General features: G+C 71.3%; 13 protein-coding genes. 9 read left to right on the forward strand and 4 right to left on the reverse strand.

Annotation, left to right across the window (positions count from 1 at the left end):
* Positions 1 to 134: 134 nt before the first annotated feature.
* From ABT158_RS09250 to ABT158_RS09260, 3 genes are all read left to right on the forward strand, one after another.
* On the forward strand, positions 135 to 2,237 hold the full coding sequence (locus tag ABT158_RS09250; RefSeq protein WP_352352253.1) for an alpha-1,4-glucan--maltose-1-phosphate maltosyltransferase: 2,103 nt from the start codon (positions 135 to 137) through the stop codon (positions 2,235 to 2,237).
* 71 nt (positions 2,238 to 2,308) lie between these two features.
* A complete protein-coding gene (gene treS / locus ABT158_RS09255) occupies positions 2,309 to 4,009 on the forward strand; it encodes a maltose alpha-D-glucosyltransferase (RefSeq protein ID WP_352352254.1) in 1,701 nt (566 codons plus the stop codon).
* Between the two features lie 3 nt (positions 4,010 to 4,012).
* Positions 4,013 to 5,344 (forward strand): maltokinase N-terminal cap-like domain-containing protein, encoded by a 1,332-nt coding sequence (locus tag ABT158_RS09260; protein ID WP_352352255.1) that lies wholly within the window; start codon positions 4,013 to 4,015, stop codon positions 5,342 to 5,344.
* 55 nt (positions 5,345 to 5,399) lie between these two features.
* Here the strand turns inward: ABT158_RS09260 and ABT158_RS09265 are convergent, their stop codons facing one another.
* Positions 5,400 to 6,254: an NAD(P)-dependent oxidoreductase gene (locus ABT158_RS09265; protein WP_352352256.1), complete on the reverse strand. Its 855-nt coding sequence runs from the start codon at positions 6,252 to 6,254 to the stop codon at positions 5,400 to 5,402.
* A gap of 74 nt (positions 6,255 to 6,328) precedes the next feature.
* Here ABT158_RS09265 and ABT158_RS09270 point away from each other — a divergent pair, with 74 nt between their 5' ends.
* The 6 genes from ABT158_RS09270 to sppA all read left to right on the forward strand — a co-directional run bounded on the left by ABT158_RS09270 (position 6,329) and on the right by sppA (position 18,631).
* A complete protein-coding gene (locus ABT158_RS09270) occupies positions 6,329 to 9,436 on the forward strand; it encodes an AfsR/SARP family transcriptional regulator (protein ID WP_352352257.1) in 3,108 nt (1,035 codons plus the stop codon).
* 169 nt (positions 9,437 to 9,605) lie between these two features.
* The gene (glgB, locus tag ABT158_RS09275; protein WP_352352258.1) at positions 9,606 to 11,792 is read left to right on the forward strand and encodes a 1,4-alpha-glucan branching protein GlgB; all 2,187 of its coding nucleotides are present in this window, start codon (positions 9,606 to 9,608) and stop codon (positions 11,790 to 11,792) included.
* 97 nt (positions 11,793 to 11,889) lie between these two features.
* Positions 11,890 to 13,779, forward strand: coding sequence for a S8 family peptidase (locus tag ABT158_RS09280; protein WP_352352259.1), 1,890 nt, complete (start codon positions 11,890 to 11,892; stop codon positions 13,777 to 13,779).
* A 163-nt stretch (positions 13,780 to 13,942) separates the two neighbouring features.
* Positions 13,943 to 15,322, forward strand: coding sequence for a S8 family peptidase (locus ABT158_RS09285; protein ID WP_352352260.1), 1,380 nt, complete (start codon positions 13,943 to 13,945; stop codon positions 15,320 to 15,322).
* A 161-nt stretch (positions 15,323 to 15,483) separates the two neighbouring features.
* Positions 15,484 to 16,833 (forward strand): S8 family peptidase, encoded by a 1,350-nt coding sequence (locus ABT158_RS09290; protein ID WP_352352351.1) that lies wholly within the window; start codon positions 15,484 to 15,486, stop codon positions 16,831 to 16,833.
* A 100-nt stretch (positions 16,834 to 16,933) separates the two neighbouring features.
* Positions 16,934 to 18,631 (forward strand): signal peptide peptidase SppA, encoded by a 1,698-nt coding sequence (gene sppA, locus ABT158_RS09295; RefSeq protein ID WP_352352261.1) that lies wholly within the window; start codon positions 16,934 to 16,936, stop codon positions 18,629 to 18,631.
* 65 nt (positions 18,632 to 18,696) lie between these two features.
* Here sppA and ABT158_RS09300 read toward each other — a convergent pair whose 3' ends face one another.
* The 3 genes from ABT158_RS09300 to ABT158_RS09310 are packed head-to-tail and all read right to left on the reverse strand — an operon-like array spanning position 18,697 to position 20,731.
* Complete coding sequence (locus tag ABT158_RS09300; protein WP_352352262.1) at positions 18,697 to 19,284, reverse strand: flavodoxin family protein; 588 nt, start codon at positions 19,282 to 19,284, stop codon at positions 18,697 to 18,699.
* A complete protein-coding gene (locus ABT158_RS09305) occupies positions 19,285 to 19,767 on the reverse strand; it encodes a flavin reductase family protein (protein ID WP_352352263.1) in 483 nt (160 codons plus the stop codon). It lies immediately after the preceding gene.
* 37 nt (positions 19,768 to 19,804) lie between these two features.
* Entirely contained in the window at positions 19,805 to 20,731 is a 927-nt protein-coding gene (locus ABT158_RS09310) for an ABC transporter substrate-binding protein (protein WP_352352264.1), read from the reverse strand.
* Positions 20,732 to 20,756: the final 25 nt, after the last annotated feature.

Here is a 20,756-nt window from a genome sequence, read left to right on the forward strand (position 1 = left end):
GTCCAGTATTTACGTGCAAGGATCGTTACTGCCGGGGTAGGCCGTATCCAGCGGTCCCACGCGGTTGCGGAATCTTGCACATACGGAAAGCCTCCGGCGGCGCCGAGCGCGCCGTCGCAAACCCTGCGAATGCGATGATCGGACGAATTCCCATCACGGACATCTCCCCCGTCGTCGACTGCGGGCAGTGGCCCGCCAAGGCGGTCGCCGGCGAGACCTTCCAGGTCTCGGCGACCGTCTTCCGAGAGGGCCACGACGCCGTGGCCGCGGGCGTGGTGCTCACCTCGCCCGACGGACAGCGTGGCCGCCTGAAACCCATGCGCGAGCTGGCCCCCGGCACCGATCGCTGGGGCGTCGACGTGTGCCTGCCGGCCGAGGGCGACTGGATGTTCCGCGTGGAGGCGTGGAGCGATCCGATCGCGACGTGGCTGCACGACGCCGAGATCAAGATCCCGCGCGGGCTGGACACCGACCTCATGTGCGAGGAGGGGGCCCGGCTGTTCGAGCGGGCCGCCAAGGCCGTCCGCACGGCCGACTGCCCCGCGCCCGGCGGCCAGGGCGGCCCCGGCAACGGGCACGCCAGGAACGGCATGGGCAACAGCAAGGGCAACGGCAACGGCGACAGCGCGTGCGGGCACCGGGCGGCGCTGCTGTCGGTGGCGGCCACGCTGCGGGACGAGGATCTCGACCCGCGCGCCCGGCTGTCCATCGCCCAGCTCCCCGAGACGGCCGCGCTGCTGGCGGCGCATCCGTTCCGCGAGCTGGTGACCAGGGCCAAGCCGTACAAGGTCAGGGTCGACCGGCGCAGGGCGCTCTACGGCTCCTGGTACGAGTTCTTCCCCAGGTCCGAGGGCGCGGTCGTCACCGAGTCCGGCGTCTCCAGGTCGGGCACCTTCGAGACCGCGGCCAAGCGGCTGCCCGCCATCGCCAAGATGGGCTTCGACGTCGTCTACCTGCCGCCGATCCACCCCATCGGCCAGACCTTCCGCAAGGGCCGCAACAACACGCTGAGCCCGGAGCCCGACGAGCCCGGCTCGCCGTGGGCCATCGGCTCGGAGGACGGCGGCCACGACGCCGTCCATCCCGACCTGGGCACCCTTGAGGACTTCGACGAGTTCGTCAGCCGCACCCGCGCCCTGGGCATGGAGGTCGCGCTCGACTTCGCCCTGCAGTGCTCCCCCGACCATCCGTGGGTCAAGGAGCACCCGGAGTGGTTCACCATCCGGGCGGACGGGACGATCGCCTACGCCGAGAACCCGCCGAAGAAGTACCAGGACATCTACCCGATCAACTTCGACAGGGACCCCGAGGGCATCTTCGCCGAGGTCCGGCGGGTGCTGCGGCACTGGATGGACCACGGGGTGCGGATCTTCCGGGTGGACAACCCGCACACCAAGCCGGTGGCGTTCTGGGAGCGCCTGCTGGCCGACATCCACGCGACCGACCCGGACGTGGTGTTCCTGGCCGAGGCGTTCACCCGGCCCGCGATGCTCCAGACGCTCGCCAAGGCCGGGTTCCACCAGTCGTACACGTATTACACGTGGAAGAACTCCAAGTTCGACGTGGAGACCTACCTGTCCGAGCTCGCGCACGAGACGTCCGCGTTCCTGCGGCCGAACCTGTTCGTCAACACCCCGGACATCCTGCACGAGTACCTGCAGCACGGCGGCGTGCCGGCGTTCCGGATCCGGGCGGTGCTGGCCGCTCTCACCTCGCCGACCTGGGGGGTGTACTCCGGGTACGAGCTCGCCGAGAACGTTCCGGTGCGCCCGGGTAGTGAGGAATACCTTGATAGTGAGAAATATCAGTACAAGCCACGCGACTGGGCGGCAGCCGAACGCGAAGGAAGGACCCTCGCCCCGCTCATCACCCATCTGAATTTGTTCCGAAGAGCGCATCCGGCGCTGCAGGAATTGCGTAACCTACGGTTCCACAGGGTCGACCATCCGGACATCGTCTGCTTCTCCAAACGGCTTCCGGGCGCCTATGACACGGCCACACGAAGGCACGGGCTGGGCGACGTCGTTCTGGCGGTTGTCAATCTGGATCCTCACCACACCCACGAGGCGACGGTAGATCTCGACCTGCCCGCCATCGGTCTCGACTGGAACGCCGAGTTCGTCGTGGACGACGAACTGTCAGGCGAGTCCTACCGCTGGAGGCAGAGCAACTATGTGCGTCTCGACCCTCACATCCAGCCTGCCCACATTCTCACCGTACGAGCCGCGCCACGGTAGAACAGAATTCAGCGGGGAGTCTTCAACGTGTGTGAAAGCGCCCTCCTCATGAGTCCCCTCTGGGGGAGTCCATGAGCTCCACACCCATTCCCAACACCTTCGACGAGGAGAAGCCGCGCGATCCTTACTGGTACAAGCGCGCCGTCTTCTACGAGGTTCTGATCAGGGGATTCGCCGACTCCAACGGCGACGGGACCGGGGACATCAGAGGCCTGATCAGCAAGCTCGACTATCTGCAGTGGCTGGGCGTCGACTGCCTCTGGCTGCTGCCCCTGTACGAGTCGCCGCTGCGTGACGGCGGCTACGACATCGCCGACTTCATGAAGATCCTGCCCGAGTTCGGGGATCTGGGAGACTTCGTGAAGCTGGTCGACGAGGCGCACAAACGCGGCATGCGGGTGATCGCCGACCTCGTCATGAACCACACCAGCGACGCCCATCCCTGGTTCCAGGCGTCCAGGCACGACCCGGAAGGGCCGTTCGGCGACTTCTACGTCTGGTCGGACACCGATGAGAAGTACCAGGACGCCCGGATCATCTTCATCGACACCGAGACGTCCAACTGGACCTACGACCCGGTGCGCGGCCAGTACTACTGGCACCGCTTCTTCCACCACCAGCCCGACCTCAACTACGAGAACCCGGACGTGCAGGAGGCCATGCTGGAGGTGCTGCGGTTCTGGCTGGACCTCGGCATCGACGGCTTCCGCCTGGACGCGGTGCCCTACCTCTTCGAGGAGGAGGGCACGAACTGCGAGAACCTGCCCAGGACGCACGAATACCTCAAGAGCATCAGGCGTGAGGTCGACCGGCTCTTCCCGGACCGGGTGCTGCTCGCCGAGGCGAATCAGTGGCCTTCGGACGTGGTGGAATATTTCGGCGATCCGGTAGGCGGCGGGGACGAATGCCACATGGCCTTCCATTTCCCGCTCATGCCCCGCATTTTCATGGCGGTCCGCCGAGAGTCCCGCTACCCGATTTCCGAAATTTTGGCGCAAACGCCGAAAATTCCGGAACATTGCCAGTGGGGGATTTTCCTGCGGAACCATGATGAGCTGACGCTCGAAATGGTGACCGACGAAGAACGCGACTACATGTACACGGAGTACGCCAAAGATCCGCGTATGCGGGCGAATGTCGGCATCCGCCGGCGGCTGGCTCCCCTGCTGGAGAACGACCGCAACCAGATCGAGCTGTTCACCGCGCTGCTCCTGTCGCTGCCGGGCTCCCCCGTGCTCTACTACGGTGACGAGATCGGCATGGGCGACAACATCTGGCTCGGCGACCGCGACGGCGTCCGCACCCCGATGCAGTGGGACCCCGACCGCAACGCCGGGTTCTCCGACTGCGACCCCGGGCGGCTCTACCTGCCCGTGATCATGGACCCGATCTACGGCTACCAGGCGATCAACGTCGAGGCCCACCAGAAGAACGCGGGCTCGCTGCTCCACTGGACCAAGCGGATGATCGAGATCCGCAAACGTCACCCCGTCTTCGGGCTCGGCGAGTTCGCCGAGCTCAACTCCTCCAACCCCAGCGTGCTCGCATTCGTCCGGGAGCTGGGCGACGACCGGATGTTGTGCGTCAACAACCTGTCGCGCTTCCCGCAGCCGGTCGAGCTTGACCTGCGCAGATTCGTCGGCGTCTCCCCCGTGGAAACCATGGGAGGGGTCCCATTCCCGGCAATTGGCGAACTACCGTATCTTTTGACGCTTCCCGGGCATGGGTTCTATTGGTTCACACTCCCACCGGCACACACCCAGGAGGAGTAGGGCGTGATAGAGGAGCTCCTTGCCGCATGGATCGGCCGCCAACGATGGTTCGGCGGCAAGGGGCGCCCGATCGACGATCTGTCGATCGAGTCGGACGTCGCGCTGAGGCCAGGGCTCCGGCACCTGATCGTGGCCGTCTGGCAGGAGGGCGCGCGGGACCGGTACCAGGTCTTCCTGGGCGAGCGGCACGACCTGCCCGACCGGCTCAGCCACGCCCTCATCGGCAACCTCGGCGACACCTGGTTCTACGACGCCGTCCATGACGCCGACGCCATGAGCTGGCTGCTGGAGGGCATGGCGGGCGACGAGACCCGCAGCGGGCTGCGCATGCGGCACGCGCCCGGCGTCGTCATCGACACCTCCCAGCGCAGCCTGGTGCTGGGGGCCGAGCAGTCGAACACCTCGCTCGTGTACGGCGACTCCTACATCTGCAAGCTGTTCCGCCGGCTCATCCCGGGCGTCAATCCGGAGCTGGAGATCATCAGCGCCCTGGCCGCCCGGAGCGCGCCGAACATCGCCCAGCCGTACGGGTGGATCGAGGCCGACGTGGACGGCACGGACACCACGCTCGCCTTCATGCAGGAGTACCTGTCCAACGCCAACGACGGCTGGGACCTCGCGCTGACCAGCGTCCGCGACCTGTACGCCTCGCTGCCCGAGGTCACCGCCGCCGAGGCGGGCGGCGACTTCGCCGCCGAGTCCGTACGGCTGGGCGTCGCCACCGCCCGCGTCCACCACGAGCTGGCCGCGGCGTTCCCCACGGACGTGGTCGAGATTCCCGAGGTCAAACGCATGGCCGAGGGCTTCCGGCGGCAGCTCGGGCGGGCCATGGCCGAGGTGCCCGAGCTGCGGCGGCACATGGCGGCCCTGGAGGACGCCTACCACCAGGTGGAACTGCTCACCAGGGAAGTGCCCGTGCAGCGTGTTCACGGGGATTACCACCTGGGCCAGGTGATGCGCACGCCCACCGACTGGGTGGTGCTCGACTTCGAGGGCGAGCCGGGGCAACCGCTGGCCGAGCGCCGGGCGCTGTCGTCGCCGCTGCGGGACGTGGCCGGGATGCTGCGCTCGTTCGACTACGCGGCCAGGCACCTGCTGGCCGACCATCCGCAGGCCGCCGAACTCCAGCCGCGCGCCGAGGCCTGGGCCGACCGCAACCGCACCGCCTTCCTGGACGGCTACCGCGAGGGCGGCGGCATGATCACGGTCGGGGACGCGGCGCTGCTACGGGCGTTCGAGCTGTCCAAGGCGGTGTACGAGGTGGTCTACGAGGCCCGCAACCGCCCGTCGTGGGTCTCCATCCCGCTGGCCGCCTTCCATCCCCGCCCCGCCTGACCGGCGGGACCCGTCCGTGCCTGACCGGCCGGGCCCGCCGCGGGCGGCCCGGGGTTCAGCGCAGCTCTTCGACCAGGCCGGGCAGGCCCTCGGCGCCGTGGCCGCGGGCGGTGCGCTGGTCGACGATCGCCTTCAGCGGCAGCAGGAGGTCGGGCTTGACCTGCTGCTCCCTGAAGGCGCGCACCAGGTTCTCCAGGCCGGATCTGTTGATCTCCAGGTTCGACACCAGGGTCGTGTAGTCGCGCGACTCGACGGACTTGACCCACTCCGGTTGCGCGGCGGCCATCGCGTTGAGCCACGGGACCAGGAGGGTGCTGGTGAACTCGGTCAACGGATAGCCGGCCGAGTCGACGAGCGCGATCGCCTCCAGGAAGCCGGCGATCTGGCCGTACATGCCGGTGAGCATCGCCAGGTCGAGGAGCGGGGCCAGGCCGGGGTCGGTGCCGACGAAGCGCGGCTCGGCCATCGCGCCGAACGCCTCCTCGAAGCGGTCGAACGCCGCCCGGGACCCGCTGTAGAGCACGAGCGCGCCGGGCCGGCCGATCATCTGGGGCACGGCCATGATGCCGCCGTCCACGTAGTCGCCGCCGCGCGCGGCCACCCATTCGGCCGCCTGGCGGGCCTCGACGGGCCGGCCGGTGGTCAGGTTCGCCACGACGCGCCCTGCCAGCGGGACGTCGGCCAGCAGCTCGTACACGGCCGGGTAGTCGAGCACGCAGACGATCACCAGCGGGCTCGCCGCGACCGCCTCCGCCACCGTCGCGGCGCGGGTGGCGCCCCTGGCGACCAGGGGCTCGGCCTTGTCCGCCGAACGGTTCCACACGGTGACGCGGTGTCCGGCGTCCAGCAGGCTGCCGGCGAGCGCCGCGCCCATGAGGCCGAGACCGATGATGGAAATTTCTTCTGACATTTCGGGATTCCTTAGGTTCTGACGGATGTCTTCACCCTGCCCGCAGGGGGTTATGGTCTGATTCGGAGTTGCTTATGGGGGGCGGAGTGCGGTTCGGGGTGCTGGGGTCGCTCGCCGTGTGGGGGCCCGGCGGCGAGCCCGTCCAGGTGCTGGAGGTCAAGGTCCGGGCGTTGCTGGCCGACCTGCTGATCCACGCCGGGCGGCCGGTCTCCGCCGACCGGCTGATCGAGGACCTGTGGGGCGGCAGGCCGCCGGCGAACGCCCTGGCCGCGCTCCGGGTGAAGGTGTCGCAGCTGCGCCGGGTGCTGGGCGACCGGGAGCTGGTGGCGTACCGGGCGCCGGGGTACGTGCTGCGGGTCGAGCCCGAGGACGTGGACGCCGGACGGTTCGCCGCCCTCGTCGGGCAGGCGCAGCGCAGCGCCGACCCGCGCACCCGCGCCGGGCTGCTGCGGCAGGCCCTCGACCTGTGGCGGGGGGCCGCCTTCGCGGAGTTCGCCGACGAGGAGTTCGCCAGGGCGGCCGTGGCCAGGCTCGACGAGCAGCGGCTGGTGGCCGTGGAGGAGCTGGCCGAGGCGCGGCTCGGGCTGGGCGAGCACGGGCTGCTGGCGGCCGAGCTGGCCGACCTGGTGGCCGAGCACCCGTTCCGCGAGCGGCTGCGGGCCGCGCACGTACGGGCCCTGTACCGGGCGGGACGGCAGGGCGAGGCGCTGGCCAGCTACGCCGACCTGCGGGCGCGGCTGGCCGACGAGCTCGGGCTCGACCCCGGTCCCGAGCTGGTCGCGCTGCACCAGGCGATCCTTGAGCAGGACTCGGCGCTCGACGGGCCGGCGCGGCGACGGACGAACCTGCCGGCGCCGCTCACCGGGCTCGTGGGCCGGGAGGAGGCGGTGGCGCAGGTGCGCGCCCTGCTGCGGGCGAACCGGCTGGTCACGCTGACGGGACCCGGCGGCGTCGGCAAGACCCGCCTCGCGCTCGCCGCGGCCGACTCCCCCGGGCCGCCCGGCTTCGGCGGCGGGGTGTGGCTGGTAGAGCTGGCGGGGCTGCGCGCCGGGGCGCCGGCGGTCGAGGTGGCCGAGGCCGTCGCGGCGGTGCTCGGCCTGCGGGACGACGTGGGCGGCGCGGCGAAGGACCTGACCGCCCGGCTGGCCGACGTCCTGGAGGGCACCCGCACGCTGCTCGTCCTGGACAACTGCGAACACGTCGTCGAGCAGGTCGCCGCGCTGGCCGGACGGCTGCTGCGGGCCGCTCCCGGGCTGCGCGTCCTGGCCACCAGCCAGGAGTCGCTGCGCATCGAGGGCGAGGCGCTGTGGAGCGTGCCGCCGCTGGGGCCGCAGGCGGCGGCGGAGCTGTTCGCCGCCCGCGCGGGCATCGAGCCGGACGCCGACGTCGCCGAGATCTGCGCCCGCCTGGACGGCATCCCGCTGGCCCTGGAGCTGGCCGCGACCCGGATGCGCACGCTCACCCCGCGCCAGCTCGCCGAACGGCTGGACGACCGGTTCCGGGTGCTGGCCTCCGGCCGCCGCGGCGCGCCCGCCCGGCAGCAGACGTTGCGCGCGATGATCGACTGGAGCTGGGAGCTGCTGGGCGAGGACGAGCGCGTCGTGCTGCGGCGGCTGGCCGTGCACGCCGACGGGTGCACGCTGGAGGCGGCCGAGGAGGTCTGCGCCGAGCCGGGCGTGGACGTCCTGGACGCGGTGGCCAGGCTGGTGGACCGCTCGCTGGTGGTGCGGGCCTGGGGTGACGGGGAGCCGCGGTTCCGCCTGCTGGAGTCGGTGGCGGCGTACTGCGTGGAGCGGCTGGAGGCGGCCGGCGAGCCGACGGAGGTGCGGCTCCGGCACGTGCGCCACTACACGGGCCTGGCCGAGCGGGCGGAGCCGTACCTGCGGGGGCACGGGCAGCGGCGCGCGCTCGCCCGGCTCGACGCCGAGGGCGGCAACCTGCGCGCGGCGCTGGAGACGGCGGTGCGGCTCGGCGCGGCGGCCGAGGCGCTGCGGCTGGTGAACGCCCTGGCCTGGTACTGGGTGCTGCGCGGCCGGCTGGGCGAGGGCAAGCGGGCGCTGGAGGCGGCGCTGGCGATCGCGGCGGACGACGATCCGGGCGCCCCGCGGGCCAGGGCGTGGCTGGCGGGCCTGCGGCTGCTGGTGGGGCAGCCGCCGGGCCCGGACGTGACGGGCCTGTTCGCAGCGGTCGAGGACGCCCGGGAGCGGGCCATGGCGCGGTGGTTCGTCGGCTTCGCCCTGTTCGGGTACGACGACCTGTCGGTCAGCGCCGGAATGATCGAGGCGGCGTTGTCGGAGTTCGCCGAACTGGACGACGAGTGGGGCATGGCCGCCACCCTGACCGTCCGGGCCAGGTGGGCGGGGATGCGCGGCGACCTGGCGGGCATGCGGCGCGACGGCGAGCGCGGCCTGGCGCTGTTCCGGCGGACCGGCGACCGCTGGGGCGAGCTGCGGGCGGCGGAGTGCCTGGGCAGCCACGCCGAGATCACCGGCGACTACGACCGGGCCGCGGAGCTGCGCGCGGAGGGCCTGCGCATGGCCGAGGAGCTGGGCCTGTGGAGCTCGGTCTCCGACGCGCTGTCCCGCCTGGGCCGGATCGCCATGCTGCGCGGCGACCACGCGGCGGCCGACGACCACCACGAGCGGGCCAGGCGGCTGGCGGTGTCGCAGTCGAACCGTCCGGCCGAGGAGTTCGCCGAGATCGGGCTGGCGCTCGGCGCGCGCCGCCAGGGACGGCTCGACGAGGCCGAACGGCTGCTGCTGACCTGGCTGGACTGGGTGCTGGACGTCTCCGGCGAGCCGGGCGCGGCGCTGATCCTGGCGGAGCTGGGGTTCGTGGCCGAGCTGCGCGGGGACGCGGCGGGCGCGCTGGAGTTCCAGCTTCGCGGGCTGGCCGCCGCCCGCAGGGTGGGCGACCCGCGCGCGACCGCCCTCGCGCTGGAGGGGCTGGCGGGGGCGCGGGCGCTCGGCGGCCGGTACGCGGAGGCGGCGCGGCTGCTCGGCAAGGCCGCCGCGCTCAGGGCGTCCGTCGGCGCGCCGCTGCCGGCGGGCGAGCGGGGGGACGTGGACCGGATCACGGCGGTCGTGACGGCGGGCCTCGGGGCGGCGGGGCTGGCGACCGGCCTGGCCGAAGGGGCCGGCATGCCGGTGGACGACCTCCTGCCGGACGCGTCGGGCGCCTGATGGCCTCATACAGGGCGTGTCCGGCCACGACACGGCCAAGGATCATCCATGACGATCCCGCATACTTCTGCGATCATCCCGGGATTTTGCACATTCGGTGATTGTCGCCGTGAAAGCGGGCAGTGCCTGAGATGGACGGTCATCATAAGGCAGGGTTGGGAGCATGCCCATGAGGACAGAGCTCGACCGCCTCGCTGGCGGGGCGCACCACGATCCGCACTCCGTGCTCGGAGCACACCCGGTCCCGGGCGGCGTGGTGTTCCGCGCGCTGCGCCCGCTGGCCGAGCGGGTGCAGGTGGTGCTCGACGACGGCACGGCCCACGACATGAGACACCAGGCCCACGGCGTGTTCGAGGCCACGGTCGCCGGGCTGGACAAGGTGCCCGACTACACCCTGCGGGTCCGGTACGCCGGTGGGGAGCCGTACGAGGTCAAGGACCCGTACCGGCACTGGCCCACGCTGGGTGAGGTGGACCTGCACCTCATCGGCGAGGGGCGGCACGAGCGGCTGTGGGAGGTCCTGGGCGCCCGCGTGATGGAGCACCAGGACGTGCAGGGCACCGCGTTCGCCGTCTGGGCGCCGAACGCGCGCGGCATCAGGGTCGTCGGCGACTTCAACCACTGGGACGGCACCGCCTACCCGATGCGCTCGCTCGGCCGGTCGGGCGTGTGGGAGCTGTTCGTCCCGGGGCTGGCGGCCGGTGAGCGGTACAAGTTCCAGATCCTCGGCGCCGACGGGCTCTGGCGCGACAAGGCCGACCCCATGGCCCGGCGCACCGAGGTGCCCCCGATGACCGCCTCCGTGATCGACGAGTCCGCCTACACCTGGGCCGACGACGACTGGATGGCCGCGCGGCGCGACCGGCCGGCGCAGCTCGGGCCGATGAGCGTCTACGAGGTGCACCTGGGCTCGTGGCGGCCGGGGCTGTCCTACCTGGAGCTGGCCGACCAGCTCTCCGAGTACGCGGCCGACATGGGGTTCACGCACGTCGAGCTGCTGCCGGTGGCCGAGCACCCGTTCGGCGGCTCGTGGGGCTACCAGGTGACGTCCTACTACGCGCCGACGGCCAGGTTCGGCACGCCCGACGAGTTCCGGCACTTCGTGGACCGCATGCACCAGCGCGGCATCGGCGTGCTGCTGGACTGGGTGCCGGCCCACTTCCCCATGGACGAGTGGGCCCTGGCCCGCTTCGACGGCACCCCGCTGTACGAGCACGCCGACCCGGCCAGGGGCGAGCACCCCGACTGGGGCACCTACGTCTTCGACTTCGGCCGCAGGGAGGTCAAGAACTTCCTGGTCGCGAACGCGCTCTACTGGCTGAAGGAGTTCCACGTGGACGGCCTGCGCGTGGACGCGGTCGCCTCGATGCTCTACCTCGACTACTCGCGCCGCGAGGGCGAGTGGACCCCCAACGTCTACGGCGGCCGGGAGAACCTCGACGCGGTCGAGTTCCTCAAGGAGATGAACTCCGTCTGCTACCGGGAGGCTCCGGGCATCTCGACCGTCGCCGAGGAGTCGACGGCCTGGCCGGGCGTCTCGCGGCCGGTGCACCTGGGCGGGCTCGGCTTCGGGTTCAAGTGGAACATGGGCTGGATGCACGACACGCTCGAATACCTGCGCCGCGAGCCGATCTTTCGCCAGTACCACCACCACCAGATGACGTTCTCCCTCATCTACGCCTATTCCGAGAACTACGTGCTGCCGCTGTCCCATGACGAGGTGGTGCACGGCAAGGGCTCGCTGCTCGGCAAGATGCCGGGGGACGAATGGCAGCGGTTCGCCCAGCTCAGGGCGTTGCTGGCGTTCATGTGGGCGCATCCGGGCAAGCAGCTGCTGTTCATGGGCGGCGAGTTCGGCCAGGGCTCGGAGTGGTCGGAGGAGCGCGGGCTCGACTGGTGGGTGCTGGAGTTCGACGGGCACAAGGGCGTGCAGCGGCTCGTCCGCGACCTCAACAGGCTCTACAAGGAGACCCCGGCGCTGTGGGAGCAGGACGCCAGGCCGGAGGGGTTCCGCTGGATCGACGCCGACGACGCCTCCGGGAACACGTTCTCGTTCGTCCGGTACGCGGCCGACGGGTCGGCGGCGGCCTGCGTGGTCAACTTCAGCGGCGGGGCGCACGAGAGCTACCGGCTCGGCCTGCCCTACGGCGGCCACTGGGCGGAGGTCGTCAACACCGACGCCTACGACTACTGGGGCAGCGGTGTGGGCAACATGGGCGGGGTCGAGGCCGAGGCCGAGCCGTGGCACGGGCTGCCGTTCTCCACGACGTTGCGGGTGCCGCCGCTCGGCGCGGTGTGGCTGACCAAGGAGGCGCCGACAGAGCAGTCAGGGCCGTCGGGGTCGTTGAACGTTTGAGGTGCGTGCGCTGAAAGTTCGGTGAGAAACAGGGCCGGGCTCTGTGCTGGCGGGATAAATCGCCCTAAACTCCGAGATCATCCCCCTCGGAGGACGCGTGCGATTTCGCCCCCTGATCGTGTGCTCGATCGTGCTGGCCCTGTCATCAGCCTCCGTCCCGGCGTTCGCCGACGACCCCGCGGCGACGCCGACGCCGGCGCCCTCCCAGAGCAAGCTGGAGGAGGGCCTCGCGCTCGACGGCGACACCACCCGGGCCATCGTCGAGCTGACCGACGCCGCGCAGCACGAGCCGGTGGCCGGCGTGGCGGCGGCCCAGAGCGTCGACGTGCTGCTGCAGCCGCAGAGCCAGTCGTTCATGGTGGTGGAGGGCACCGCCGAGGAGCTGGCGAAGCTGGCCGAGGACCCGCGCGTCACCTCCATCCACCGCGACCGGACGTACGCGCCGGCCGAGGTGGGGTCCAACATCACCCAGATCGGCGCGGACAAGGCCCACGAGAAGAACTTCACCGGCGCGGGCCAGAACATCGTCGTCCTGGACACCGGGATCGACCGCGACCACCCGTACTTCGGGGGCAGGCTCGCAGGCGAGGCGTGCTTCTCGGCCGTGGAGAGCGGCGTGGAGTCGCTGTGCCCGAACGGGCAGCCCCAGCAGACGGGCGAGGGCGCGGCCGACGCCACCACCGCCAAGTGCCTGTCCGGCGGCGTGAACCTGTGCGAGCACGGCACGCACGTCGCCGGCATCGCCGCGGGCAGCGGCGGCGTGGCCCCGGGCGCCGGGATCATCGCGGTGCAGGTGTTCAGCCGGGTGAACGACGAGGACATCTGCACGGGCGAGTCGTCGTGCCTGCTGGCCTTCGAGTCGTCGCTGCGGCTGGCCATGGACTACGTGGCCACGCTCACCCAGCCCATCGCGGCGGTGAACCTGAGCCTGGGCGGCGCGCTGTCGGAGACCGACTGCGACGCCACCGAGGAGGGCGCGGTCTTCAAGCCGAAGATCGACGCCCTGCTGGCCAAGGGCATCGCGACCGTGGTCGCCGCCGGGAACGAGTTCTTCGAGGGCGCCTCCTACCCCGCGTGCGTCTCCTCGGCGGTCGCGGTCGGCGCGAATGACGGCGCCGACGCCATCGCCGACTTCTCCAACCGGGGCTCGCTGGTCGACTTCTTCGCCCCCGGCGTGGACATCCAGTCCTCGGTGCCGGACAACCAGATGGCCACGCACAGCGGCACGTCGATGGCGACGCCGCACGTCGCCGGCGCGCTGGCGCTGATGAAGGCCGCCGCGCCGCAGACGCCCGTCGCCGACCTGATCAACACGCTCAAGACCACGGGCCGGCCCTACCAGTACGAGGCCAACGGCGCCCAGGTCACCACCCCCCGCCTGGACGTGGGCGCCGCCCTGGCCGGCACCGGCACCCAGCCGCCGATCACGCAGGCGCCGACGACCGGCCCCACCGCCGACCCCGAGCCCGACCCCACGGACGGCAGCGGCCCGACGCCCCAGCCCGACCCCGACGACGGGCAGCCCGCCCCGGCCCCGACGTCCTCGGTCACGCCGGTCCCGCTGCCGACGGTCACGGTGACGGTGACCGTCACGCCGACCCCCGCCCCGTCGGCCGCCGCCGTCTGCACGCGCGGCACGGCCGGCGCCAGGATGACGGCCGGCAAGTGGGCCGTGGAGATCCACCGCAGCAGCGGGACGATCCCCGACACCACGCTGAACTGCTACCTGAAGCTGATCGGCAAGGCCAGCAAGGTGTTCCCCGAGCTGACCAAGGCGTCGTCGCTGGGCAAGGCGTACCGGGTGCTGAAGGGCACGAAGACGTCCCGCGACAAGCTGGACAGCGCGTTGCTGACGGCCTGGCTCAACTGGGCCCACGGCAGGAACGGCACCACCGTGCTGACCGCCGCAGAGAAGGTGCGGCTGAGCGGCGCGGCGTCGAAGGCGGCGCTGAAGAAGGCGACGAGGAACGTGCTCAAGTCGCTCTGAGCCAGCCTCACCGACGGAAGGGCCGGCCGGCCCTTCCGTCTTCCCCGCCGCATGGCAAAAACCCGCTCAGCTTTCACTGCTTTCACATAGGCCACCGACATCACACTTGTCACACCAGGGGATGGACACCTCACACCGGACGGTCTGACCCTCGGAGGACTAAGTGAGGCTACGGTCCCTGCTCGCCTGCGCTGCCGCGCTGGCCACGACATCCGCCGTGCTCTGCGCGGCGCCACCGCTGAGCGCCGACGCGCACGACACCGGCGACCCGGTCATCAGCCCCGCCCTCGTCGCGGAGGTCCAGGCCAAGAGCAAGGTCCGGTCGATCATCCAGCTCAAGCCGGGGCAGAACGTGCAGGCCGTGGCCAAGGATCTCGAACAGGCCTCCGAGGGCAGCCGGGTGCTGGAGGCGGCGCAGTCGCCCCACTTCTTCGTCGCCGAGCTGGACGGCAAGACGCTGGCCCAGCTCAGGAAGGACGACCGCGTCCAGGCGGTCTACAAGGACGAGCTGCGCCCGGCCGTCCTGGACACGAGCACCCGGATCATCGGCTCCGACCGGGCCAACGCGGCCGGCTGGACGGGCCGGGGCTTCACGGTGGCCGTCCTGGACACGGGCATCGACCGCGACCACCCGTTCTTCGCCGGCCGGATCGTGGACGAGGCGTGCTTCTCCTCCTCCGACGCCAGTGACGGCTCGGTCTCGCTCTGCCCGAACAACCAGCCGAGCCAGACCGGCCCGGGGTCCGCGGACGCCGAGACCGCCCAGTGCGTCGTGAACGGCGTCAACGCCTGCTCGCACGGCACGCACGTCGCGGGCATCGCCGCGGGCCGGATGACGACCGGCGCACCCTCCGACGGCGTCGCGCCCGCCGCGGGCATCCTGCCGATCCAGGTGTTCAGCCGCATCGACAGCGCGATGACGTGCGCGGTCATCGGCACCCAGGCGCCCTGCTTCCTCAGCTACACCTCCGACCAGAAGCTGGCGCTGGAGTACGTCGCGCGGGTGGCCGCGGCCCGGCGCGTCGCCGCGGCGAACCTGAGCCTGGGCGGCGGCGGGCCGTACCGCGAGAACTGCGACTCCGACCCGAGCGCGGCGAGCCTCAAGCCGGACTTCGACACGCTGATCTCCCTCGGGGTCGCGCCCGTGGTCGCGGCCGGCAACAACGGCTTCCCCGACGGCGTCTCGGCGCCCGCCTGCATCTCCTCCGCCGTCGCGGTGGGCGCCACCGACGACCGGGACGCGCTGGCCGACTTCTCCAACCGGGGCCCGCTGCTCGACCTGCTCGCGCCGGGCGTGGGCATCAGGTCGTCGGTGCCGGACGACACCTACGCCGACAAGAGCGGCACGTCGATGGCCGCGCCACACGTGGCGGGGGCGTTCGCGCTGATGCGGCAGGCGTACCCGAACTTCACGGTGGCGCAGAGCCTGCAGCGGTTGCAGGCCACGGGCCGCAGCATCGGCTACGCCGCCGGCGGCGCCCAGGCGCGCACGGCCCGCATCGACGTGTTCAGCGCCACGGCCCCGAGCACGCCCAAAGCCTGAGAGCAGCACCCGGAACAGGGCCGGATCCGACGATCCGGCCCTTTCGCTTACCAGGACAAGAAGCGATAACAGAACACAAGCGCCTCTCTGACATCTCTTGTCCAATATCTACACTTCTTTACACAAACGCCCCCGACCCCCCGGAGGATCAGTTGAGACTCATGTCTCTGCTGGCCGGTTCGATCACCCTCGCCGCCACCGCTGCGTCGCTGGTCGCCACCCCCGCCCTGGCCGACCCCGAGTCCAAGATCGACCCGGCCGTCACCTCGACGGGCGAGCACCGCGTCATCGTCCGCGTCCGCCAGCCCGCCCAGGTGCAGTCGGCCCTGGCCGGCGCGGAAGGGGTCAGGCAGGACAAGCGGAACGTCGTGGCCACGCCGCCCGCCGAGCTGGCCGGCAAGCTCGACTTCTTCGTCTACCGCGGCACCCGCGCCGAGCTGGAGAAGGTCGCCGAGCAGGCGGACGTCGTCTCGATCCGCAAGGACCGGCTCAACGAGCCCTCGCTGGCGCAGAGCGTGCCGCTGATCGGCGCCGACCGGGCGCACCGGCAGGGCTTCACCGGCAAGGGCACCGCCGTCGCGATCATCGACTCCGGCATCGACAACGACCACCCGGCCTTCGGCCGCCGCATCGCGGCCCAGGCGTGCTTCTCCGCCACCGACCCGGCCGACGGCTCGACGCCGCTGTGCCCCAACGGCAGCCAGTTCCAGATCGGCGACGGCGCGGCCAGCTCCGAGACCGAGGCGTGCCTGCGCAACGCCCCCCGGCCCGAGTACGGCCTGTGCTACCACGGCACCCACGTCGCCGGCATCACCGCGGGCCAGGCCACCAAGGAGTTCCCGAACCCCGGCGTCGCCCCCAAGGCCAAGATCATCGCGATCCAGGTCTTCAGCCGCTTCGACAACTCCCCCTACTGCGGCGCCGCGGCGTCCTGCGTGCTCGCCTACGACTCCTCGGTCCTGACCGGCATGGCGTACGCGAACGTGCTGGCCGACCAGTACGACATCGCCGCGGTCAACCTGAGCCTGGGCGGCGGCAAGTACGACACCTCCTGCGACGAGGGCGACGGCGCCGACTTCAAGGCCGAGGTGGACCACCTCCAGGCCAAGGGCGTGGCCACCGTCGTGGCCGCGGGCAACAACGGCTTCGACGCCTCCGTCTCCTGGCCCGCCTGCGTCTCCAACGTCGTGACCGTGGGCGCCACCGACAAGCAGGACGCCGTGGCCTCCTTCTCCAACCGGGGCGCCATGCTCGACCTGTTCGCGCCCGGCGTCTCGATCACCGCCGCCATCAGCGGCAACGCCTACGCCACGCTGAACGGCACCTCGATGGCCGCCCCGCACGTCGCCGGCTCGTTCGCGCTGCTGCGGCAGAAGCGCGCGCACGCCACCTCCGACCAGCTCCTCGACGCATTGAAGCGCACCGGCAAGCCCATCACGTACGCCAGCGCGGGGACCCAGCTCACCACCCCCCGCATCAACGTCTACGCCGCCCTGCACAACCACCGCTGACCCGGCATCGGCCCAGGTTCCAGGCGGACGCCCCTCCCCCCGGGCGGCCGCCTGGACCTCTTCCGGGCCCGACACGAAATGTGTCGCTTAGGGTGGCTATATGGACGCAGGCAGGGCGATCTTCGAAACCGTCGACAAGCTTCGCCAGCGGCGCACCGGCCCGCTGGTCCTGGAGCTCGATCTCACCGAGGGGCTCACGGAAGGACCGCCGTCCGACCCGGTCGCCGCGGTGTTGTCCATGCGCAAGACCCGTCTGTCGGACGTGCTGTCCGGCCTCCGGCGGGCCGGCCGGGACTCCCGGGTCAAGGCGCTGGTGGTCAAGGTCGGCGGCAACCCCATGGGCCTGGCCATGGTCCAGGAGCTGCGCGAGGCCGTCACCCGCTTCCGCGCCTCCGGCAAGCTGACCGTGGCCTACGCCGAGACGTTCGGGGAGTTCAGCGGCGGCACGGTGCCCTACTACCTGGCCACCGCGTTCGAGCGGGTCTACCTCCAGCCCAGCGGCGACGTCGGGCTCACGGGGGTGGCGATGGAGCAGCGTTTCCTCAAGGGCGCGCTGACCAAGCTGGGCGTGGCGGTCGAGGCCGGGCAGCGGCACGAGTACAAGACCGCGGTCAACACCTTCACCCAGGACCACATGACCGAGCCCCACCGCGAGTCGATGACCCGCATCGTGGAGTCGGTCGCCGAGCAGCTCGTCCACGGCATCGCCGAGGGCCGCAGGCTCGACCCGGCCAAGGTGCGCGAACTGATCGACCGCGGCCCCTTCACCGCCTCCGAGGCGCAGGAGAGCGGCCTGGTGGACGCCCTGGCCTACCGCGACGAGGTGTACGACGAGGTCCGGCGGGCCACGGGCGGCGAGGCCCACCTGCTGTTCGTCTCCCGGTACGCCAGGAGCGCGGCGGTGCGGAAGCTGCCGCACCCCATGGCCGACGGCATCGCGCTCGTGCACGGCAGCGGGCAGATCAGGAGCGGCCGCAGCGGCCGCAGCCCGCTCGGCGGGGGCGGCGCGATGGGCTCCGACACGATCAGCGCGGCGCTGCGCGCGGCCCGCCGGGACGAGCACGTCAAGGCCGTGGTCTTCCGCGTGGACAGCCCCGGCGGCTCGTACGTGGCCTCCGACACGGTGTGGCGGGAGGTGACGCTGACCCGCCGGGTGAAGCCGGTGATCGTCTCCATGGGCGACCTGGCCGCGTCCGGCGGATACTTCGTGTCCATGGGCGCCGACGTGATCGTGGCCCAGCCCGGCACCCTGACCGGCTCGATCGGCGTTTATGGCGGCAAGCCCGTCATGACTGACTTGCTCCAAAAAGTCGGGATAAATACTGAACTGGTCGCCGACGGGGTCAACGCCGGCATGTTCTCCACCGCCCGCGGCTTCTCCCCCGAGCAGTGGGACCGGGTGAACGGGTGGCTCGACCGCATCTACGACGACTTCGTGGGCAAGGTCGCGCAGAGCCGCGGCCTCACCCGCGAGCGCGCCCACGAGCTGGCCAGAGGCCGGGTCTGGACCGGCGCGGACGCCCACGCCAACGGCCTGGTCGACGAGCTGGGCGGCCTTGAGCACGCCCTCGGGCTGGCCCGCGAGCGCGCCCGGCTGGCCGACGACGCCCCCGTGCGCGTCTACCCCAGGCTCAACCCGCTGGAGCGCCTGCGGGGCCCGGAGTCCAGCGAGGACAAGTCCGCCGCCCTGGCCAGGATGCGGCTCGACGCCTGGGGGCCGCTGGCCCGCCTGTCGGCCGAGCTGGGCCTGCCCGCCGCCGGTCCGCTCTCTTTGCCCGGTTGGTACGTCATCAGGTAATCGATCTTGCATGCTCGGCGGCGTGGGCGTCGTCGACCTGACGGGCCGGGTCGTCGAGACGCTGGTCAGGGCCGGGACGAAGACGTCCCTGTATCCGCACTTCGAGCGCCGGGGTTGAAGAAGGCCGCGGCCCGCTCCAGGGCGCCGGTGTCGCGCAGGATGTCGCCGGGGCGGTTGGCGTAGCCGACGAGCGCGCCGCCCCACGACCCGAAGTACTCCGCTGACAGGCGCAGCGTGCCGATCAGCGGATCGGCCACCGACTCGTCCTCCTCGCTGATCGTGGTGACCGCCCAGACGGTCTTGCCCGCCATGCTCGCCTTGAAGTCGTAGCCGGGGACGCGCATCCAGGCCGACCAGTAATCCAGGTAGAGCTTGGTGGTGGCCGAGACGCTGTACCAGTAGAGCGGGGAGACGATCACCAGGTCGGTGGCGTCGAGCGTGGCCTCGGCGAGCAGCTTCTCCGCGCCCTCGGGGACGGGGTAGACGCCGTCGCCGCTGTGGCGGATGTCCCGGAAGGGCGGCAGCGGGTGGTCGTCGAGGCGCAGCCAGCGTTGCCCGACGTCCGGCGGGAGCGCGGCGGCGGCGTGCCTGGCCAGGGTCTCGGTGTTGCCGTCACGGCGGTTGCCGCCCAGGAGGAAGAGAAAACTGCGCATTCAGCATCCCATCGGCCGGTAGCGGGCGCGCAGCCGTACCAACGGCTGGAGCGCGGGGGTGACATAGGGGACGGCGAGCACCTGGGCGACGAAGAGCGTGTGGTCGCCGGCCGGGACGACCTGGGTCGTCTCGGCCTCCAGGGCCGCCACACCGCCCTCGACCACCAGCGCCTCGGTGTGCGCCCCCCGATGGTGGGGGGTGCCCGCCAGCAGGAGGCGGGCGCTGGGACGGCCGGCGGTGGCGAAACGGCTGGCGATCGCGGCCTGGCCGGAGGACAGCAGCGAGGCCGCCCACCGGTCCTGCCGGAGCAGCACCTCGCACAGGTAGCCGCGGGAGGCCAGGCTGATCAGCACGAGCGGCGGCTCGGCCGAGACGGACATCAGCGCCGACACGGTCACGCCCAGGTCGTCACGCCCGTCCCGGACGGTGATCACCGCGACGCCCGCGGCCAGTTGCGCCATCGCCTCCGTGAACTCGCTCACAGCGGAGACCTCCGGCCGGAGGCCCCCGCCGCGGGCGTCAGGCGAGGCCGTTGGAGGTCAGCCATTCCTTGGCCACCGTGGCGGGCTCGTCCTTGTTGACGGAGATCTTCTGCATCATGTCGAGCAGCGACTGGGTGCTCAGCTTGGCCGAGATGCCGTTGAGCGTGGTGCGGATCGTGTCGTTCGCGCCGGACTTGAACAGCAGCGGCGTGACGTTCTGGGCGGGGAAGATGTTCTTGGTGTCCTGGAGCGGCACCAGGTTGTTGGCCAGCATCTTGGGGTCCGTGGTGAACACGTTGCCGACCTGGATCGAGCCGTCCTTCAGGGCGTCGGCCGTGGCCGGGCCCTTCGGCTCCCACTGCTTGAACTCCAGCCCGTAGACCTCCTTGAAGCGCGCCTCCCACCGCTTCTTGAACTCGGGCGGGCCGCCGACGACCATGTTCTTGGAGACCTTGGCCAGGTCCTCGATGGTGTTCAGCGACTGCTTGGTCTGGGTGTCCTTGGTGACCGAGAGGCTGTCCTTGTCCTCGGCCGGGGAGGAGTCGAGCACTTCGAGCTCGGCCGGGAGCTTCTCCTTCAGCGCCGCGTTGACCTCGTCGGTCGTCGAGGCGGTGTTCTTCAGGTCGACGAAGGCCAGCAGGTTGCCGTTGTACTCCGGAACGATGGTCAGGCCGCCGTTCTTGACCTGGTCGTAGACGGCCTCGCGGCTGCCGATGCGCGGCTTCTCCTCGACCTGCACGCCCTTGGCCTCAAGGGCCTGGGCGTAGATCGACGCGAGCAGCACGCTCTCGTCGAAGTCGAAGGAGCCGATGACGGCCTTGCCCCCGGCCGCCGAGGCCGAGCCGCTGGGCGCCGCGCTCGTGGTGTCGAGCGGGTTGCCCCCACCGCCGCTCCCGCCGCCGCAGGCGGCCAGCGCCAGCGTCGCCGACACGAGCACCGCCGCGGTGCCGATCATGCGTCTCATGTGTGAATTTCCCTTCTAAAGCGGC

Origin of the sequence: Nonomuraea sp. NPDC001636 (assembly GCF_040298265.1) — a bacterium.
In the GTDB taxonomy this organism is placed as follows: Bacteria; Actinomycetota; Actinomycetes; order Streptosporangiales; family Streptosporangiaceae; genus Nonomuraea.

Bases quoted from the DNA above. Each gene is read 5' to 3' on its own strand.
- ABT158_RS09250 (WP_352352253.1), top strand. From the start codon at position 135: ATGATCGGACGAATTCCCATCACGGACATCTCCCCCGTCGTCGACTGC.
- ABT158_RS09290 (WP_352352351.1), top strand. From the start codon at position 15,484: ATGTCTCTGCTGGCCGGTTCGATCACCCTCGCCGCCACCGCTGCGTCG.
- treS (WP_352352254.1), top strand. From the start codon at position 2,309: ATGAGCTCCACACCCATTCCCAACACCTTCGACGAGGAGAAGCCGCGC.
- ABT158_RS09300 (WP_352352262.1), bottom strand. From the start codon at position 19,284: ATGCGCAGTTTTCTCTTCCTCCTGGGCGGCAACCGCCGTGACGGCAAC.
- ABT158_RS09270 (WP_352352257.1), top strand. From the start codon at position 6,329: ATGGGGGGCGGAGTGCGGTTCGGGGTGCTGGGGTCGCTCGCCGTGTGG.
- ABT158_RS09310 (WP_352352264.1), bottom strand. From the start codon at position 20,731: ATGAGACGCATGATCGGCACCGCGGCGGTGCTCGTGTCGGCGACGCTG.
- sppA (WP_352352261.1), top strand. From the start codon at position 16,934: ATGGACGCAGGCAGGGCGATCTTCGAAACCGTCGACAAGCTTCGCCAG.
- ABT158_RS09265 (WP_352352256.1), bottom strand. From the start codon at position 6,254: ATGTCAGAAGAAATTTCCATCATCGGTCTCGGCCTCATGGGCGCGGCG.
- glgB (WP_352352258.1), top strand. From the start codon at position 9,606: ATGAGGACAGAGCTCGACCGCCTCGCTGGCGGGGCGCACCACGATCCG.